Below are 17,773 nucleotides of genomic sequence, written 5' to 3'. Positions count from 1 at the left end.
ACGGCCGGATCGGGCGGGTTCCGCGAACTCCAAACCAACCACGAGAGCCGATTTGCCTGCTTCCGACCAGACGACGGTCGCCGTTTCCATCGTCGTGCCCGTCCGCAACGAGGCGGACAACATCGCGCCGCTGATCGCCGAGATCGCGGCCGCGCTCGACGGCCGCTGGGGTTACGAGATCATCTATGTCAACGACGGCTCGACCGATGCCACCGGCGAACGGCTCGCCGCGATCATGGTGCAGCGGCCCAATCTCCGGCAGCTTCGCCACGCCGCCTCCGCCGGCCAGTCGGCCGCCGTGCGCAGCGGCGTGCGGGCGGCGCGCGGCGCGATCGTGGCGACGCTCGACGGCGATGGCCAGAACAACCCGGCCTTCCTGCCAAACCTGATCTCCGCCATCGAGAGCGGAGGCGGCCGCGTCGGCCTCGCGGCGGGCCAGCGGGTCGGGCGCAAGGACACCGGCTTCAAGAAGCTGCAGTCGCGGATCGCCAATGCGGTACGCGGCGTGATCCTTCGCGACGGCACCCGCGACACCGGTTGCGGGTTGAAGGCGTTTCCGCGCGAGGTGTTTCTGGCGATGCCGTATTTCGACGGCCTGCATCGCTTCCTGCCGGCGCTGGTCCGCCGCGAAGGTTTTGCAATTGCCTATGTCGACGTCGTCGATCGCCCGCGCCATTCCGGCGTCTCGAACTATGGATTCTTCGACCGGCTCTGGATCGGGATCATGGATCTCGCCGGTGTCTGGTGGCTGATCCGGCGCAAGAAGCCGACGCCTGTGGTCACCGAGGTGACCGGGGTCACTGAAGTGACCGATGTCACTGAGGTAACGGACCTCACTGAAGTGGCTGAAGGCGCCAAAGTGCCAGGCGTGACGAAGGTGAACTGATGCTGATCCAATACGGCCAGGCGCTGAACGCCTATTTCTACGACGTGTTCATCGCCAAGTTCGATTTCTGGCTGGCGTTCGGCCTCGTCGCGCAGTTGCTGTTCACCGCGCGCTTCCTGGTGCAGTGGATCTCCAGCGAGCGCGCCGGCCAGAGCGTGGTGCCGATGGCGTTCTGGTTCTTCTCGATGGGCGGCGGCCTGATGACGCTGATCTATGGCCTCGCCAAGCGCGAGCCGGTCATCATCATCGGGCAGGGGCTCGCCACGCTGATCTACATCCGCAACATTATGCTGATCATCAAGAACCGCGGCGCTGCATCGAAGACGCTGGATCGTTAGAGCGTGTGCTCATAAACGTCGGCGTCCAGTCATAAGCGGAAGTTGCCCAGTTCGGTCGCCATCGGCGACTTATGACCCACAGCGAGCCTCAGGGCGGCCGGCCTCAACAACAAGCAAGCCAATTGTTCCCGCGCGGATTCAAGGCTAGCTTGTCTCTCTTCGCTGCCCGAAAGCCGGAGGCGAACATGGCACGGTTGGGAGCGGCCGTTCAGGCGTTAGTTGCACTGCCCATAATTTTCGTATCAGCGGCGGGGGCGGAAGCGCAGACCACCGACAAGCCGCCGTTCTGGGCTTACACTTACAATCCGCCTGATTTCAAGCCGCCGTCCGATGACGGCCAACCTCGCCACGTTCCCGACAGCACGGTGAGCTATACGGTTCCACAAACGCGCGATCGCTTTCTCGCACCGGATTGGCACCCGGGTGACCATCCGGCGATGCCGACGGTGGTGGCAAGCGGCCGCGCGCCTGACGTCTACGCCTGCGGCTTCTGCCATCGTGCCTCTGGAACGGGTGGTCCGGAGAACGCCGACGTCGCCGGCCTGCCGGTGTCCTATTTCATTCGACAGATGCAAGACTACAGGAGCGGCAAACGCACGACAGCACTACCCGACCGCATTCCGCAAGCATGGATGATCTCGGTCGCAAAGGCTGCGAACGACGATGAGATCAAGGCGGCGGCTGAATATTTTTCCGCCATCAAGCCGAAGAAGTTGGTCGATGTGGTGGAGACTGAGACCGTGCCGAAACCGACGGTCGCCGGCTGGTTCTTCGTCACTAAAGGCGATGAACGCCAGCCGATCGGCATGCGCATCATCGAGACACCCGCGGACGTCGGCCGCTTCGTCAACCGCGACGCGCGCGTCCGCTTTACCGCCTACGTGCCGCCCGGTAGCGTCGCTGCCGGTCGTGGGCTGGCCGCGAAGCCGGAGATCGCCTGCGCCGGCTGCCATGGAGAGAAGCTGACCGGCACCGACGTCGTGCCGGGCATCGCCGGGCGCTCGCCGACCTACATCTTCCGCCAGCTCTACGAATACCGGCACGGCTTCCGCGCTGGGCCCGAGAGCAAGCCGATGATCGATGTGGTCAAACCGCTCGACGAGGCGGACTTTTTGGCACTTGCCGCCTATCTCGCCACGCTCGACCGGTGAAGCGGCCGACTGTCAACGGCAGAACCTCTGGGGCGCAATGACGGGACGTTCGCTATGCCCTCGAAAAGTGGGAAGCAGGCGCGAACCCTCATCATCATCGGGCAGGGGGCTCGCCACGCTGATCTGCACCCGCAACATCATGCTGATGGTGAAGAGCCGCGGCTCCGCATCGAAGACGCTGGATCGCTAGACTGGCCCACAACCTCTAAAAGGCTCAATCGTCCTCGGTTTCGATGACGTCAGGGACATAGGCTTGGCGCAAAGCCAGAAGCCCTTTGTGACGAGCATCAAATTGCTGATAGTGTTCGAAGACGAGCTTGACTAGCTCCTGACCGTCGATAAGCCGGAGGTTGCTTTTCCCCTTTGCAAAGCTTTTCGCCTGATTGGTAAAGGTGCCCAACGTAACAAAGAGGCCGAACTCGGTATGCCCTACCTTGCCGTAAAGGGCGGAGAGAGCAGGGTCGCCGACACTACCCTCGCTACTTTTCACCTGTACCTTGATGATGGGAGGTTCAAAGCCGAGTTCATCCTTGTGGGCGATAATATCGACCCCGCCATCCGGACCTTCTGGGGACAGACGAGTGCGATACCCCATAGTGCCAAGGAGGTGTGCAACAAACTCAGCGAACGGGTGCCCCTTTAGATCGGTAGCTAGTTTCTTGAGGATATAGTCGGTTGTACTCTCTTCAACGTCCTCCGCAACCGCCGCAACCGTCTCGTCCTCAGAGACCGGCACAGTTTGGACTGGGATCGCCTTGCCAACCACAACGGCTCGGAATTCATCAGCATAGTTCTTCACCAGGAAGAGGCTCATTGCCGAACCGATTTCGTATAGGGCGCCCTGACTAAACTTGGTACGCGGTACGGAGTGCAGCCACTTCACGGCGCGACGATGAGGATACGTTGGTTCCGTCGTCGGATCGTACAAATAACCGCCGGCAATTTTCCCGACATAAATCTTGCGATCGGCCTTCGATGGGTAGACGACTAGATCCCCGAGCTCAACCTCGTGCACAAATCGAAACAATTGGCCAGCATTTACGGGGACTGAGCCTGGTTTCTTTTCCGGATAGGTTGCTGCAATGACTTCTTTGAAGGCTTCGCGGTCTGGCTTTAGTTTTGAAAGGTCGCCGACCGACGCCCAACCGAGAGCCACGCAGTCGTGTTTGAAAAACAACGATTCTGCGTCTCCGGTCTTCCCGCCGTGAATGCCCCAGACATTATTGTCAGACATGAGCTATCTCCCCCGTTGACCAGCTGTATAGCTCAGGTTGTTTCTGGACGGGAGTAGTGTGTATGCGCGTTGATATGGTGTCTATGTTGATATGGTGTCTATCAAGACTCCTGGGCCATCGTCCTCCCACCGGACTAATGTCCAGTTTGCTGGAAGGCTCGTTGATGAGTCGGGTCGGGCGGCCAGAGCCGGAAGCTCGCGGGCTCCATTGTACCGACGTGATCGGACGCTAGTCTAGCTCGCCGGCGCGTTCAGCACGGTAGTCTGCCGGATGGATATGCGACCGGATACAGCGGAGGTCGTGCAGCCGTCGGGCGTGGCACAATCGGAACAGAGAATACGTCAGAGAGGCGGGCACCATGCTGAAATCGATCGATCCGCTGCTCAACGCGGATGTGCTGCATGCGTTGCGATCGATGGGTCATGGCGACGAGCTGGTGCTGTGCGACACCAATTTCCCGGCCGACACCGTGGCGCGCCAGACCGTCCTCGGCAAGCTGCTGCGTATCGATAACGTGTCTGCGCCGCGGGCGGCCCGTGCCATCCTGTCGGTGCTGCCGCTCGACTCCTTCGTCGACACGGCGGTGACGACGATGGAGGTGGTCGGCCAGCCCCGCGAGATCCCGCCGGTGCGGCAGGAGGTGCAGCACGAGATCGATGCCGCACAGGGGCGCTCGTCGCCGATGGGCGCGATCGAACGGTTTGCTTTCTATGAGGCGGCGCGCAAGGCCTATTGCATCATCCAGACCGGCGAGCGCCGCTTCTACGGCAATTTCATCCTGAAGAAGGGTGTCATCCCACCCGACGAAGCGTAGCGGGGGATGAAATTGGGTTAATCCGGTCTGGCATCTCGGTTCACCTCTCCCCGATGGGGAGAGGTCGATTTGCGCAGCAAATCGGGTGAGGGGCCGCAGATCCAACGAGAGACCGTAGCCCCTCACCCGGCGCTGCGCCATAGCCGAAGCTTCGCTTCGGCGTTCCTGACGACGGCCGCCGAAGGCGGCCGATGCCTCTCCCAAGGGAGAGGTGAAATCTCTGATCGACCGTTACGGCCGGCCCGGCGACGGCGCGGCCGGCAGTGGGTCCACCTCCGCGTCGCGGCTGCGATCGGCCGCGGTCTCGCCGGTGGCATCCAGCACCGGATAGGCGACCGAGCAGATGTGCGAATGGATGCGGCGCAGGTCGCGCAGCACGTCGAGATGCAGCGAGGTGGTCTCGATGGTCTCGGGGCGGCCCTCGCGCAGCCGCTCGAGGTGGCGGTCGACGGCAGCGAGCTCGACCGCGCGCAACGCGGCTTTTTCGGTCAGCAGCTTGCGCGCCTCATTGGCGTCGCCGGACATGAACACGCCGAACGCAATGCGCAGCGAATCGATGGTTCGCTTGTGGAAGGCCGACAATTCCTCGGCGCCCTCGCTGGAGAATTGCAGCCGGCGCTTGATCTTCTTGGTCGCGAGCTCGCTCAAATTCTTGTCGATGATGTCGCCCATATGCTCGAGATTGATCGCAAAGGCGACGATCTCCATGGCGCGCTGGCCCTCGCGCTCGTCGAGGCTGCCGCGGGTCAGCTTGGTGACGTAGAGCTTGATCGCCTCGTTGAGGCTGTCGACGCTGTTGTCCATCTTCGAGACCTGGTCGACCACGCCGCGATCGTTGGTCATCATCGCTGCCATCACCTTGCGCAGCATGGCTTCGACGTAATCGCCCATGTGCAGCACCTCGCGCGAGGCATCGGTCAGGGCGAGCGAGGGCGTCTCCAGTGCGGTTTCGTCGAGATAGCGCGGCCGTGACGGATCGGTCTCCTGCACGCGCTTGGGCAGGACACGCTCAAGCAGCCGCGCCATGCCGTCGAGCACGCCGATGAACAGCACCGCGGTCGCGACATTGAACGCGATGTGGAATTGCGCGGTCGCCTTGGCGAGATCGGGCTGCCAGGCGTGGATGTGCTCGGTGATCGGGCGCAGGAACGGCGCGATCAGGAGGATGCCGACGAGGCGGTTGACGAGGTTGCCGACCGGCAAGCGGTAGCTCGCCGGATTGTCGCGCCGCGCGCCCTCGATCAGCGGATTGATCGCGCTGCCGAGATTGGCGCCGAGCACCAGGGCAAACGCGGCGTAGGGCGAGATGAACTGCGAATAGGCCAGCGACATCACCAGCAGCACGCTGGCGACGCTGGAATGCACCAGCCAGGTGACGACGGCGCCGATCAGGATGCAGAGCACCGGATCGCCGGTGATCGCGTTCATGAAGACGCGCATGCCGGGCGCATTCTCCGCCGGCGCGAGGGTGTCGAGCAGGATATGCAGCGCCAGCAGCATCAGGCCGAGGCCGATCGAGACCCGGCCGAGATCCTTCACCTTCGAGCGCGGCCCGCTGCGGAATGCGACCAGGCCGATGACGAACAGCACCGGCGCGACCGCGGCGACGTTGAACGACAGCACCTGCACGATCAGGGTGGTGCCGACATTGGCGCCCAGCATGATGGCGAGCGCCGGCACCAGGCTGACGAGCCCCTCGGCGGCGAACGAGCTCGTGATCAGGGCCGTCGCGGTCGAGCTCTGGAGCAGGGCGGTCAGGCCGAGCCCGGCGGCAAACGCTGTGAAGCGGTTGGTTAGACCTTTGGCGAGCAACAGCCGCAGATCGGGGCCGAAAGCGCGCAAAATCCCGCTGTGGACCATATGAAGGCCCCACAGCAGCAGCGCCACGCCACCCAGGAGATCAAGTAAGACCATGGTTCCCATGCTCGGTCGTACCCCGGAAAATCGAGTCGAACGAACAGGCTAAGCCCAATCGGCGGGGGTTCAACCCCTTTTGTTCCCGAAGGTTTCGCGCCGATCCAGCCCGGGCTGCGGGCTCGCGGGGGCCGTCGAGGTAAGTGAAGGTTGAAAGCAATCGCTAAACTACGTGGCGTTCCGCTAGGCAGATCCCAATCTTTCCCCGCTATCACGGTTGGACGCGAAGGATTGTCCAGCAAGGGTTGGGGCAGAGAATGTTTGTGAATCGCCGCAAGAGCGAACGCCGTGCGTGCCGCAGCGTCGCCAAGATCCAGATAGGAACGGGCTCGCTGCCGCGTGACTGCATGATCACCGATATTTCCTCCGGCGGCGTCAAGGTGATCGCCGAATATCTGGAGATTCCGCCGGAATTCACCATCCTGTTCTCGACCGGCAGGCCGCGCCAGTGCCGCCTGGCCTGGCGGATCGGACACGAATTCGGCGCCCAGTTCGTCGACTGATCCCGATTTCGGTGCAGCTTTTGGCGCGGCCTGGCCGCGCCCCGACCGTACCTTGGGCCGTGTCGGCCATTGGTATGACGGGGGCATGATACCGGGCTTAACCCGGCATTAGGGTTAAGCTGTGAGCATCCGGGAACCTTCGCCGTTCCCGAGTCCCGTTGATGTCTGAGAAATCATTCCGACCAAAAGGCCGCGCGCGCCGTTTCGCAGGCACGATGTCTGCCGCGATCCTGCTGATCGGGCTGTCCGCCTGCCAGACCTCGGGGCCGTCCGATATCACTGGGTCATTGGGCGACATGGCGGAGCCGAGCCCGGCGCCCAGCGATGTCAGGCGCGACATCGAAGCCTATCATGAGCGCGTCCGCGCCAATCCAAAGGACGTCGACGCCACGCTGAAATATTCCCGGGCGCTGCGCGCCACCGGGCAACGGGCCCAGGCGGTCGCCGTGCTCGAGCAGGCGGTGCTGGCCCAGCCCGGCAACAAGCCGCTGCTGGCGGGTTATGGCCGGGCGCTCGCCGACAACGGCAATTTCCAGCAGGCGTTCGAGGTGCTCGGGCGCGCCCACAGCCCCGAAGATCCGAACTGGCGAATCCTGTCCGCGCAGGGCGCGGTGCTCGACCAGCTCGACCGCCATGACGAGGCCCGCCAGTATTATTCCAGCGCTCTGAAGATCACGCCTGACGATCCGTCGGTGCTGTCCAATCTCGGTCTGTCTTACCTGCTGTCAAAGGACCTGCCGAAGGCGGAGGAGACCTTGCGCAAGGCCCGCGAGCGTGCGCCCGGCGACATGCGGGTGCGGACCAATCTCGCCGTCGTGGTCGGCCTGCAGGGCCGCCAGTCCGAGGCCGAGACCATCATGAAGGCCGATCTGCCGCCGGAGCAGGGCACCGCCAACGTCGCCGCGCTGAAGCGGCTGTTGGCGCGCAAGGAAGCCAGCCGCGCCGACACCGACAAGATTCCGGTCGCGACCAGCCGCCGCGACTAGCTCCATCTAGCCATCAACAGTGATGATTAGCCGGCAGCCCGGCGCCCCTGCAGCCGCTTGAGAATCGGCGACAGCAGCGACTCGCGCTCCTCGGCGAGGTCGGGCCGACCGGTCAGGCGCTGCGCGATCTGCAGGAAGGTCTTCGTGGTGCGGTGGCGCGCAGAAACTTCCGCGATCATCTGGCCGTTGTTGGCGGCCTCGCCGAACAGCCGGCAGTCGAACGGGATCGCCGCGATCGGCTGGCTCTCGATCGACTTGGCGAATTCCTTGACCTCGATCTCGGGCCGCTTCGGCATGCCGACCTGGTTCAGACAGTAGAGCGGCGGACGGTCATTGGGGCGCGCCGACTTCAGCAGGTTGAGCATGTTCTTGGTGTTGCGCATGTTGGCGAGGTCGGGCTCGGCGACGATCAGGATGTCGTCGGCGCCGACCAGCACGCGCTTGGTCCAGGCGGTCCATTGATGCGGCACGTCGAGCACGATGCAGGACGTCGTCATGCGCATCGTGTCGAAGATGGCGTCGAACGCGTCGGCGCCGAAATCGTAGACCTGGTCGAGCGTGGCCGGCGCCGCCAGCAGGCTCAGATGGTCGCTGCACTTGGCGAGCAGGCGGTCCATGAAGGCGGTGTCAGGACGCTCGGGCGCGAACACCGCGTTGGCGATGCCCTGCACCGGATCCTGGTTGTAGTCGAGGCCGGCGGTGCCGAACGCGAGGTCGAGATCGATGACGACCGAATCGAGGCCGAGATCGCGCGCGATGGTCCAGGCGACGTTGTGGGCGATGGTCGAGGCGCCGACGCCGCCCTTGGCGCCCGCGACCGCGATCAGGCGGCCGACCGAGACCGCTTCCGAGGCCGAGAACAGGCTGCAGATCGAGCGCACGATGTCGAGCACCTTGACCGGGCCGACCACGTAGTCGTTGACGCCGCGCCGCACCAGCTCGCGATAGGGCGCGACCTCGCCGGGAGTGCCGAGCACGACGACGCGGGTGCCGGGATCGCAGACGGTGGCGAGCTCGTCGAGGCCGGCGAGGAAATCCTTGTCCGGCTCGGTTTCCAGCACGATGACGTTGGGCGTCGGCGCCTTGTGATAGGTGTCGATCGCAGCCACGATGCCGCCCATGTGGACGGAGAGGTGGGCCTTGGCCAGCCGGCGGTCCTCGGCCGCGGCGCGCGCCGTCGTGGCGGTCGCGACGCTGGCGCAGAACGCCTGCACGGAAATCCGCGGCGCCGGCGCGATGTAATCGTCGGCGTGCGGTGGCTCGTCTTGCTGTGGAGCAGTCATTTCGCGGCGTCGCTCAGCTTGGCTTTTTCAACTTCGGAATAGGTGGTCGCGGTCGACTCGCCCCTGCGGTATCTGTCAAACGCGATCGTACGGCGCGGCGTGTAGGCGGCGGTCTCGCTGCGCGGCTGCTCGAGGTCGGACGGATTGCCGACCATCGCCGCCAAATTGCGCTGCGAGGCGCACCCGAAATTGTCGAACTGCTTGTTCTCGTTGTAGTTCGGATTGTAGATATTCGGCCCGAGGTCGGCGGGCCAGACCCCGCAGGGGCCGGCGACCGCGGCCATCTTCGGATAGCTGAGGCGGATGGTGGCGAGCGCGCGCGGATCGTCGACATTGTAGGCGCGCTTGGTGATGGCGTGGCCGGGCACCCCCATCGACGTGAGCAGGCCGCGGATCTCCTGATACACCGCCTGCGCGGAGCGCGAGTTCGGTGTATCGACCGGCACGTCGACCGCGATCGCGCCGGTGCCTTCGCGGCGCCAGTTGCGCGCCAGCCCCATCACGTCGTCGCGCTGGGTCTCGGTCAGGTTGCCGCGGCCACGGCCGACGAACACCACGATCGACTGCTCGCCTTCGGTGACCGCGATCGGATGGCGCTGCCGGTAGTCGTCCGGAACGCTTCCGGTCACGCCGTCGCCGGTCAGATTGCAGCCGCCGAGCGCGACCCCCGCAACGAGGAGGGCGCCGAACATCGGCAGTATTTTGGTGCGGCCGGCTGTTGTGTTGCGTGTCATCGTTCGATCCCCCAACCCCTGATGCCCCGCGTCAGTCGATGATGAAGCCGAAATTGGCCGGCGTGGCGCCGATCGGCTCGGCCCGGGCGGCGATGCCGTAGATCCGGTTGATGCGCCCGAGCAGCGCCGACTGGGCGTCGGAGGCCGGGGCAAATCCGTCATCCGGACGCGACAGCTCCTTCTGCGCGACGGCGCGCACCACATAGGGCGTCACGATGACCATCAGCTCGGTCTCGTTGTTGACGAAGTCCTGGCTCCGGAACAGCTGGCCGAGAACCGGGATCTGGTCAACGCCGGGCATGCCGTTGATGGCCTGCTTGGTCTGCTGCTGGATCAATCCGGCCATGGCGATCGAGCCGCCGGAGGGGATCTCCAGCGTGGTGTCGGCGCGGCGAGTCTTGATCGAGGGGATCGTCGTTCCGTTCTGGCCGCCGGTCAGCGAGTTCTCGGTCGAGACCTCGGAGACCTCGGTCATCACCTTCAGGCTGATCCGCCCCTCCGACAGCACCACCGGCGTGAAGTTGAGCGAGATGCCGAACTTCTTGAAGCTGACGGTCTGGACGCAGTTTCCGATCGTGCCCGAGGTCGTGGTCTGACAGGTCACGCCGGTCGGAATTGGAAACTCGCCGCCCGAAATGAAGGTTGCCGATTCACCCGAGATCGCGGTGAGGTTGGGCTCCGCCAGCGTGCGCACCACGCCGGCGCTCTCCATCGCGCGCAACGTCGCGGTCACCGACGCCTGGCCCAGCTTGTTGAGGGCCGCGCCGGTCAGCTGGTTGCCGGGAACCAGTGCGGCGCTGTTCGCGGTAAACGGGTTGCTGTTGTTGAAAGCCACCGCCGCGGTGCCGAAGTTCATGCTGGCGCTGAGATCGACGCCGAGTTGCTTGATGACGTCGCGGCGCACCTCGGCGACGGTGACCTTCAGCATCACCTGGTCGCGGCCGCGCACCACGATCGAGTTGACGACCTTGTCGGCGGCGCCGACCAGCTTGGCCGCGATGTCGCCGGCCTGCTGCGCCTCGACCGGGCTCGCCACCGTGCCGGTCAGCACCACGCTGTCGCCGACGCCCTCGATATTGACTCCCGGCAGCATCTGCTTGAGCGCGGCGCGCATGCCGTTGAGATCGCGCTTGATGGCGATGTCGTAGGAGGCGACCTGCTGGCCGTCGGCATCGAAGAACACCACGTTGGTCTGGCCGACCGCCGCGCCGATGATGTAGGCGCGCTGCGCCGAGCGGATCACCGCGTTGGCGATCTTGGGATCGGCGACCAGCACGTCCTTGGCTTCGCGCGGCAGGTCGACCACCATCGACTTGCCGACGCCGAGCGAGAGGAAGCGCGTCTTGGCGGCGATGCTGCTGGTCGTCGAGAAGTCGACTTTCCCTCCGGCTTCACCACTCCTGTCGGAATCGGCCGCAACCGCCGGTGCAAGGAGAGGGGCCAGCAGCAGCGCGGCGACCGCCGAGAACGACAGCGAGCGGGCCAGTGCGGTCCGCAGCGTGAATTGTTTTGCAGGCGATGTCATTGTCGAAGCCCCCATCACTTCTGTGTCGTCGGAGCACTGGGCACGCCGTAGCGAACCACCCTGATGCTCTCGCCCCGTTTCGAGGCGTGGTCGTCGGCCGAGGTCTCGTCGGTCTTCTCGTTGACGTCGGCGATGCTGCGCAGCGCGAGCGTCAGGACACCGGTTTGCCGCGCCCGCGCCAGCGTTTCGGTCTGCTCGGGCTTCAGCTCGAGGGTGACGGTGCGGCCGACCAGCGAGTTGCTGCCGTCCTTCTCCTTCGGCGCCTGGTCGATCGCCAGCACGCGGACGTTTGACAGCAGGACTTCGGTGGAGATGACGTCGGCGCCGGACCGCTCGGGGTTCTTGTCGCGCTTGGACAGGATCACGTCGACGCGGTCGCCCGGCAGGATGAAGCCGCCGGCGCCGGTCTCCGGCGAGATTTCGGTGGAGATCGCGCGCATGCCGGAAGGCAGGATCGCGGCCATGAAGCCGCTGCCGTCGGCCTTGACCAGCTTCTGCTCGCGGATCGGCTCGCCGCCGATGAAGGGGGAGCGCGCGATCGAACCGATCACATCCTTCATCGCGTCGGGATTGGTATCCTGGCGCAGGAAGGCGCTGCTGGCGGTCTCGGCCGGCCAGCGCTGCCATTGCACGTCTTCCGGCTTGATCGGCTGGCCGAGGCCGATGTCGGCCTTCGCCACCAGCACCTCGACGGTCGGCAACTGCACGACCGGCGCGGGCGGCGGCTCCGGCTTCTGCTGGCTTACGCTCGCGAGATAGGTGGCCGCGAGGCCTGCGACGCCGGCGATGGCGAGGACCACGATGCGTGCCGTCTTCATGTGCTTGACTGAATGCCCTTGCAGCAGGCGGTCACACAACCTTGCGGTGCTGACAGCCCTTCCCGGGAGCATGACTACGGCGGCAAAAGTATAAGGGAACTTGATGGCCGGGCCGGCCGATTAAGGGATTGGTGGGGATGGTGAACGGCTGGTTATCGATGCGGTCAAATCCCCGCAAAATTCCGGATATCGCGCGCGTGTGCGACGCGCGTCGTCGATCACGATGCGCGATGCCGCGGCACGGCGGCCGTGGTTAATGCAGCGGTAATGCGCGGCTTGGGCGTGCGCGGATCAGACCGCGGCTTGCAGCGCCGCAAAGCCGCGATCGAGATCGGCCTTGAGGTCGTCGACATTCTCGAGCCCGATATGCAGCCGCAGCGTCGGCCCGCCCGGCGCCCATTTGGTCGCGGTGCGATATTCGCTGCAGTCGAACGGGATCGCGAGGCTCTCGAAGCCGCCCCAGGAAAACCCCATGCCGAACAGTTTGAGCGTGTTCAGCATGGTGTCGACGGCCTTCTGCGGCACCGGCTTCAGCACGATGCTGAACAGGCCGGAGGCGCCCGTGAAATCGCGCTTCCAGATCGCATGTCCCGGATCGGTTTCCAGCGCTGGGTGCAGAACGCGCGCGACCTCCGGCCGGCCTGCGAGCCAGCGCGCGATGTCGAGCCCGGAGCGATGGTGCTGCGCGAGCCGCACCGACAGCGTGCGCACGCCGCGCAGCGCGAGATAGACGTCATCGGGTCCGGCGCAGACGCCGAGCAGGCGGATCGCCTCCGTAACCAGCGGCCAGGCCTTGGCATTCGCCGAGATGGTGCCGAACATGATGTCGGAATGGCCGCCGATATATTTGGTGCCGGCCTGCATGCTGATGTCGACGCCCTGCTCGAGCGACCGGTGGTACAGCGGCGTCGCCCAGGTGTTGTCGTCGATCACGAGAGCGCTGTGGGCGTGCGCGACGTCCGCGATCGCGCGGAGGTCGGGCATCTCGAAGGATTGCGAGCCCGGCGCCTCGACCAGCACCGCGCGGGTGTTGGGCTTGAACAGCGCCGCGATGCCACCGCCGATCATAGGATCGAAATAGCTGGTCTCGATGCCGAGCCGCTTCAGCATGCCCTCGCAGAAATTGCGGGTCGGCCGGTAGGCGTTGTCGCAGACCAGGAGATGATCGCCGGCCTTCAGTACCGCGAGCAGTGTGGTGGAAATGGCCGACAGTCCCGAGGGGGCGAGGCCGACGCCGGCGCATTGCGGGCCCTCCAGCGCCATCAGCACGTCCTGCAGCGCCCGTGTGGTCGGGGTGCCGTGGCGGCCATAGGTGAATTCGGCGCGATGGGCGTGCAGGTCCTCCGCGGTCGGATAGAGCACGGTGGAGCCGTGGAAAACCGGCGGATTGACAAAGCCCTTTTGGGCCTTGGTGTCACGGCCGGCCGTAACCAGGCGTGTTGCGGAATGTTGCGGAGGGGCGGGCGTGGAGCCGTCGGATGAGGTCATGGGGCGCAGCCATTGGACTTTAGACTTTTTGCCGCAGCCGTAACCCGTCGGGACGACGGGTTACGCCGGGATTGCTACTAACAAGAGGTAGAAGACGTGCGTCAACCCCTTGACCCGGCTCGTCAGTCGCTATGTGATGCGCCGCAACTACCAGTCGCCGCACGTTGAGGGGCCTGCCGCGACCTACGATCCTTTGCCTGACCGGATAGCACGTCAAGACTACCGGTCAGATCGGCTTTATTGCTGCAGGGGATCATCGGGGTGGCCCGTGAACGCGAGGCGATCACTAGCAAACGTCCAACGGACGACCCCTGAAAGGCCCCCGCCCATGAAACGCGTATCCCTGGCTCTCACCCTTGCCGCAGCCGCCGCCCTTTCGGTCCAGGCCGCCTCGGCGCAAACCCTCAAGACAGTCAAGGACCGGGGTCAGCTGTCCTGCGGCGTCAGCGGCGGCCTGCCGGGCTTCTCGTCGCCCGACGACAAGGGGAACTGGACCGGCATCGACGTCGACGTCTGCCGCGCGATCGCGGCCGCGATCTTCGACGATCCGACCAAGGTCAAGTTCGTGCCGCTGTCGGCCAAGGACCGCTTCACGGCGCTGCAGTCCGGCGAGATCGACGTGCTGTCGCGCAACACCACCTGGACGCTGTCGCGCGACACCTCGCTCGGCGCCAACTTCACCGGCGTGACCTATTACGACGGGCAGGGTTTTCTGGTGAAGAAGTCGCTCAAGGTCAATTCGGCGCTGGAACTGAACAGCGCCTCGGTCTGCGTGCAGACCGGCACCACCACCGAGCAGAACCTCGCCGACTACTTCAAGGGCAACAATATGAAGTATGAGGTGATCGCGTTCGCCGGCGCCGACGAGACCGTGAAGGCCTACGAGACCGGCCGCTGCGACGTGTTTACCTCCGACGTCTCCCAGCTCTATGCCCAGCGGCTCAAGCTCGCCAACCCCGCCGACCACGTCGTGCTGCCCGAGGTGATCTCCAAGGAGCCGCTCGGCCCGATGGTCCGCCATGGCGACGACCAGTGGTTCGACATCGTGAAGTGGACGCTGTTCGCCCAGCTCAATGCCGAGGAACTCGGCGTCACCCAGAAGAACGTCGACGAGATGGCCAAGTCGGACAAGCCCGACCTGAAGCGCGCCTTCGGCACCGACGGCAATCTCGGCGAGCAGCTCGGCCTGACCAAGGACTGGTTCTCCCGGATCATCAAGGCGGTCGGCAATTACGGCGAGATGTACGATCGCAACGTCGGTGCCGGCTCGAAGCTGCAGATTGCGCGCGGGCTCAACAACCTCTGGAGCAAGGGCGGCATCCAGTACGCGCCACCGATCCGCTGATCTGGTGACAGGGCGGCTGCGGCGATGACGACCGAGCCCCGAAAACCACCGCCGCAATTCATCTTCCGCCTGAAGCGCGCGCTCGGCGGCAAGTCCGGCTGGACCGGACTTGCCGTGCAGATCGTGTTCGCGGCGGTGCTGGCCTGGGTGGCCTACGAGATCGTGGCCAATGCCCGCGCCAACCTGGAGACGCAGCGCATCGCCTCCGGCTTCGGCTTTCTCAAGAACACCGCGGGCTTCGACGTCAGCCTGAACCTGGTCCCGTATTCGGGATCGGACACCTATACGCGGGTGTTCCTGGTCGGCCTGCTCAATACCCTTCTGGTGGCGGTGATCGGCATCATCTTCGCCACCATCATCGGCTTCATCATCGCGCTGTGCCGGCTGTCGCCGAACTGGCTGCTGGCGCGGATCGGCGAGATCTATGTCGAGCTGGTGCGCAATCTGCCGCTGCTGTTCCAGCTCTTGTTCTGGTACCTCGCGGTGCTGGCGGCGCTGCCGGGGCCGCGGCAGAGCATCTCGCTGTTCAACACCGCCTTCCTGTCCAACCGCGGCCTCGTGATCCCGCGGCCGATCGGCGAGGCCGGGCTTGATCCGTTCCTGATCGCGATCGCGATCGGCATTGTCGGCGCGCTGGCCTTGCGCAGCTACGCGCGGCGGGCCCTGTTCCAGCGCGGGCAGGCGATCCGGATCTGGCCCACTGTACTTGGCCTCCTGTTCGGCCTGCCGCTGGCGACGATGCTGATCTTCGGACTGCCGCTGACCTTCGAGATGCCGCAGCTGAAGGGTTTCAATTTCGCCGGCGGGGCGCGCGTCATCCCCGAACTGGTTGCGCTGCTGGTCGCGCTGTCGACCTATACGGCGGCGTTCATCGCCGAGATCGTCCGCGCCGGCATCCTGTCGGTGCACAAGGGGCAGATGGAGGCCGGCTCCTCGCTCGGCCTGTCGCGCGGCGCCACCTTGCGGCTGATCGTGGTGCCGCAGGCGATGCGCGTGATCGTGCCGCCGCTGACCAACCAGTATCTCAATCTGACCAAGAACTCGTCGCTGGCGGTCGCGATCGGCTATCCCGACCTGGTCTCGGTGTTCGCCGGCACGACGCTGAGCCAGACCGGCCAGGCGATCGAGATCATCGCCATCACCATGGGTGTCTATCTGTTGATCTCGCTGGTCACCAGCGCGGTCATGAGCGTTTATGGCTGGCGCATCAACCGGAGCCTGGGGGCAGGGGCATGACCGACGTCACTGCGTCATCCTTCGTCCGGCAGGACCTCGTCCCGGAACGTCCGGCGCCGGTGAAAACCACCGGCTTCATCGGCTTCGTGCGCACGCGGCTGCTCAATTCGCCGACCAACATCCTGCTCACCATCGTGGCGCTGCTGCTGCTCTGGTACACCATCATTCCGGCGCTGAAATTCCTGCTGGTCGATGCGGTCTGGAGCGGCAAGGACCGCAATGCCTGCCTTGCAGAAAATACCGGGCATCAGGTCGGCGCTTGCTGGCCATATATCCAGGCCAAGCTGACCCAACTGATCTACGGCTTCTATCCGGAAGCCGAGCGCTGGCGGGTCAATTTGACCTTCATCCTCGCGGTCGTGCTGCTGGCACCGCTGCTGATTCCACGGCTGCCGGCGAAGGGCCTCAATGCGAGCCTGTTCTTCTTCGCCTTCCCGGTGGTCGCGTTCTTCCTGCTGCGCGGCGGCGGCCTGACCGGTTTTGGCGTCAGCTGGGTCGCAAGCCTCTCGCAGCTGTTCGGCGACAGCATCGTCAATGCCGGGCAGGTGCTGGTCAATCTCAGCCAAAATTCGGCGATCGGCCCGGTGCTGTGGGGGATCGGCAAGCTGATCGTGCTGATCGGCAGCGCGGTCGGCTGGCTTATCTTCCCGCTGACCTGGCTGCGCGATCAGCTCCAGATGTCGGGCCAGCCGCTGTGGTACGACTTCCTGCTCACCGCGGTGATCGTCTCGCTGATCCTGTTTTTCCTCGGCGGCGGCATGCGGACCGGGCAGCGCGCGCTGCTCGCGAGCCTCGTGACCTTTGCCGGCATCGCCGTCGTGATCAAGCTGATGGGGCTCGACCGCGGCGGGCTCGCGGTCGTCGACACCAGGCTGTGGGGCGGCCTGCTGGTGACGCTCGTGGTCTCCGTCACCGGCATCGTCACCTCGATGCCGATCGGCATTGCGCTGGCGCTCGGCCGCCGCTCGACCATCCCGCTGATTCGGGTCTTCTCGATCGCGTTCATCGAGTTCTGGCGCGGCGTGCCGCTGATCACCGTGCTGTTCTTTGCGACCTACATGCTGCCGCTGTTCCTGCCGGGCAATTTCAACGTCGACGGCCTGGTCCGCGCGCTGATCGGCATCGCGCTGTTCGCCGGCGCCTACCAGGCCGAGGTGGTGCGCGGCGGCCTAGCGGCGATTCCACGCGGGCAGGGCGAAGCGGCGAGCGCACTCGGCCTGTCCTGGTGGAAGACGACGTCGCTGATCGTGATGCCGCAGGCGCTGCGCCACGTCATTCCCGGCCTCGTCAACAGTTTCATCGCGCTGTTCAAGGACACCTCGCTGGTCTCGATCGTCGCGCTGTTCGATCTGCTCGGCTCGCTGCACGCGACGTTCTCGGATCCGACCTGGTCGACGCCGACCACGGCCTTCACCGGCTTCGCCTTTGCCGGGATGATCTACTTCGTGTTCTGCTTTGGCATGTCGCGCTACTCGCTGTTCGTCGAAAACCGGCTCAACGCCCACCGCCGCAACTGA

At 64.9% G+C, this 17,773-nt stretch carries 16 protein-coding genes; 9 read left to right on the top strand and 7 right to left on the bottom strand.

Going from position 1 to position 17,773, the window contains the following annotated elements:
* The first annotated feature begins 52 nt into the window (after positions 1-52).
* From CI41S_RS27595 to CI41S_RS27585, 3 genes are all read left to right on the top strand, one after another.
* Positions 53-886, top strand: coding sequence for a glycosyltransferase family 2 protein (locus CI41S_RS27595; RefSeq protein ID WP_139862456.1), 834 nt, complete (start codon positions 53-55; stop codon positions 884-886).
* Positions 886-1,224, top strand: coding sequence for a lipid-A-disaccharide synthase N-terminal domain-containing protein (locus CI41S_RS27590; protein WP_139483734.1), 339 nt, complete (start codon positions 886-888; stop codon positions 1,222-1,224). Before CI41S_RS27595 ends, CI41S_RS27590 begins: the two co-directional genes overlap by 1 nt.
* A 71-nt stretch (positions 1,225-1,295) precedes the next feature.
* Positions 1,296-2,375 carry a c-type cytochrome gene (locus tag CI41S_RS27585; RefSeq protein WP_244626714.1) on the top strand — a complete coding sequence of 360 codons (1,080 nt, stop codon included), beginning with the start codon at positions 1,296-1,298 and terminating at the stop codon, positions 2,373-2,375.
* Between the two features lie 214 nt (positions 2,376-2,589).
* Here the strand turns inward: CI41S_RS27585 and CI41S_RS27580 are convergent, their stop codons facing one another.
* Positions 2,590-3,609, bottom strand: a complete 1,020-nt coding sequence (locus tag CI41S_RS27580; protein WP_139862455.1) for a restriction endonuclease — start codon at positions 3,607-3,609, stop codon at positions 2,590-2,592.
* A 359-nt stretch (positions 3,610-3,968) separates the two neighbouring features.
* Between CI41S_RS27580 and CI41S_RS27575 the strand changes: the two genes are divergently transcribed.
* The gene (locus tag CI41S_RS27575; protein ID WP_139862454.1) at positions 3,969-4,424 is read left to right on the top strand and encodes an RbsD/FucU family protein; all 456 of its coding nucleotides are present in this window, start codon (positions 3,969-3,971) and stop codon (positions 4,422-4,424) included.
* Between the two features lie 231 nt (positions 4,425-4,655).
* Here the strand turns inward: CI41S_RS27575 and CI41S_RS27570 are convergent, their stop codons facing one another.
* Positions 4,656-6,347, bottom strand: a complete 1,692-nt coding sequence (locus tag CI41S_RS27570; RefSeq protein WP_139862453.1) for a Na/Pi cotransporter family protein — start codon at positions 6,345-6,347, stop codon at positions 4,656-4,658.
* Positions 6,348-6,595: 248 nt separating this feature from the next.
* Here CI41S_RS27570 and CI41S_RS27565 point away from each other — a divergent pair, with 248 nt between their 5' ends.
* Entirely contained in the window at positions 6,596-6,841 is a 246-nt protein-coding gene (locus CI41S_RS27565; RefSeq protein ID WP_139862452.1) for a PilZ domain-containing protein, read from the top strand.
* Between the two features lie 161 nt (positions 6,842-7,002).
* The gene (locus tag CI41S_RS27560; protein ID WP_172626928.1) at positions 7,003-7,827 is read left to right on the top strand and encodes a tetratricopeptide repeat protein; all 825 of its coding nucleotides are present in this window, start codon (positions 7,003-7,005) and stop codon (positions 7,825-7,827) included.
* 26 nt (positions 7,828-7,853) lie between these two features.
* Here CI41S_RS27560 and CI41S_RS27555 read toward each other — a convergent pair whose 3' ends face one another.
* From CI41S_RS27555 to metC, 5 genes are all read right to left on the bottom strand, one after another.
* The gene (locus CI41S_RS27555) at positions 7,854-9,110 is read right to left on the bottom strand and encodes a CpaE/TadZ family protein (RefSeq protein ID WP_139483725.1); all 1,257 of its coding nucleotides are present in this window, start codon (positions 9,108-9,110) and stop codon (positions 7,854-7,856) included.
* On the bottom strand, positions 9,107-9,844 hold the full coding sequence (locus CI41S_RS27550; protein ID WP_139862451.1) for a CpaD family pilus assembly protein: 738 nt from the start codon (positions 9,842-9,844) through the stop codon (positions 9,107-9,109). The genes CI41S_RS27555 and CI41S_RS27550 overlap by 4 nt, the downstream gene beginning before the upstream one ends.
* 31 nt (positions 9,845-9,875) lie before the next feature.
* The gene (locus CI41S_RS27545) at positions 9,876-11,369 is read right to left on the bottom strand and encodes a type II and III secretion system protein family protein (RefSeq protein ID WP_139862450.1); all 1,494 of its coding nucleotides are present in this window, start codon (positions 11,367-11,369) and stop codon (positions 9,876-9,878) included.
* Positions 11,370-11,383: 14 nt separating this feature from the next.
* Positions 11,384-12,187, bottom strand: coding sequence for a Flp pilus assembly protein CpaB (cpaB, locus tag CI41S_RS27540; RefSeq protein WP_139862449.1), 804 nt, complete (start codon positions 12,185-12,187; stop codon positions 11,384-11,386).
* A gap of 291 nt (positions 12,188-12,478) precedes the next feature.
* Positions 12,479-13,675 carry a cystathionine beta-lyase gene (metC, locus tag CI41S_RS27535; protein ID WP_139862448.1) on the bottom strand — a complete coding sequence of 399 codons (1,197 nt, stop codon included), beginning with the start codon at positions 13,673-13,675 and terminating at the stop codon, positions 12,479-12,481.
* Between the two features lie 328 nt (positions 13,676-14,003).
* On the opposite strand from metC, the gene CI41S_RS27530 reads away from it, so the two are divergent.
* The 3 genes from CI41S_RS27530 to CI41S_RS27520 are packed head-to-tail and all read left to right on the top strand — an operon-like array spanning position 14,004 to position 17,773.
* Entirely contained in the window at positions 14,004-15,020 is a 1,017-nt protein-coding gene (locus CI41S_RS27530) for an amino acid ABC transporter substrate-binding protein (protein WP_139483716.1), read from the top strand.
* A 24-nt stretch (positions 15,021-15,044) separates the two neighbouring features.
* Positions 15,045-16,256, top strand: a complete 1,212-nt coding sequence (locus CI41S_RS27525; protein WP_139862447.1) for an amino acid ABC transporter permease — start codon at positions 15,045-15,047, stop codon at positions 16,254-16,256.
* Positions 16,253-17,773, top strand: a complete 1,521-nt coding sequence (locus CI41S_RS27520) for an amino acid ABC transporter permease (RefSeq protein WP_139862446.1) — start codon at positions 16,253-16,255, stop codon at positions 17,771-17,773. The genes CI41S_RS27525 and CI41S_RS27520 overlap by 4 nt, the downstream gene beginning before the upstream one ends.

It is taken from the genome of Bradyrhizobium ivorense, assembly GCF_900696085.1.
GTDB lineage: Bacteria > Pseudomonadota > Alphaproteobacteria > Rhizobiales > Xanthobacteraceae > Bradyrhizobium > Bradyrhizobium ivorense.
The sequence above is the reverse complement of the archived record's forward strand: the minus strand, read 5'-3'. Positions and strand labels throughout refer to the sequence as shown.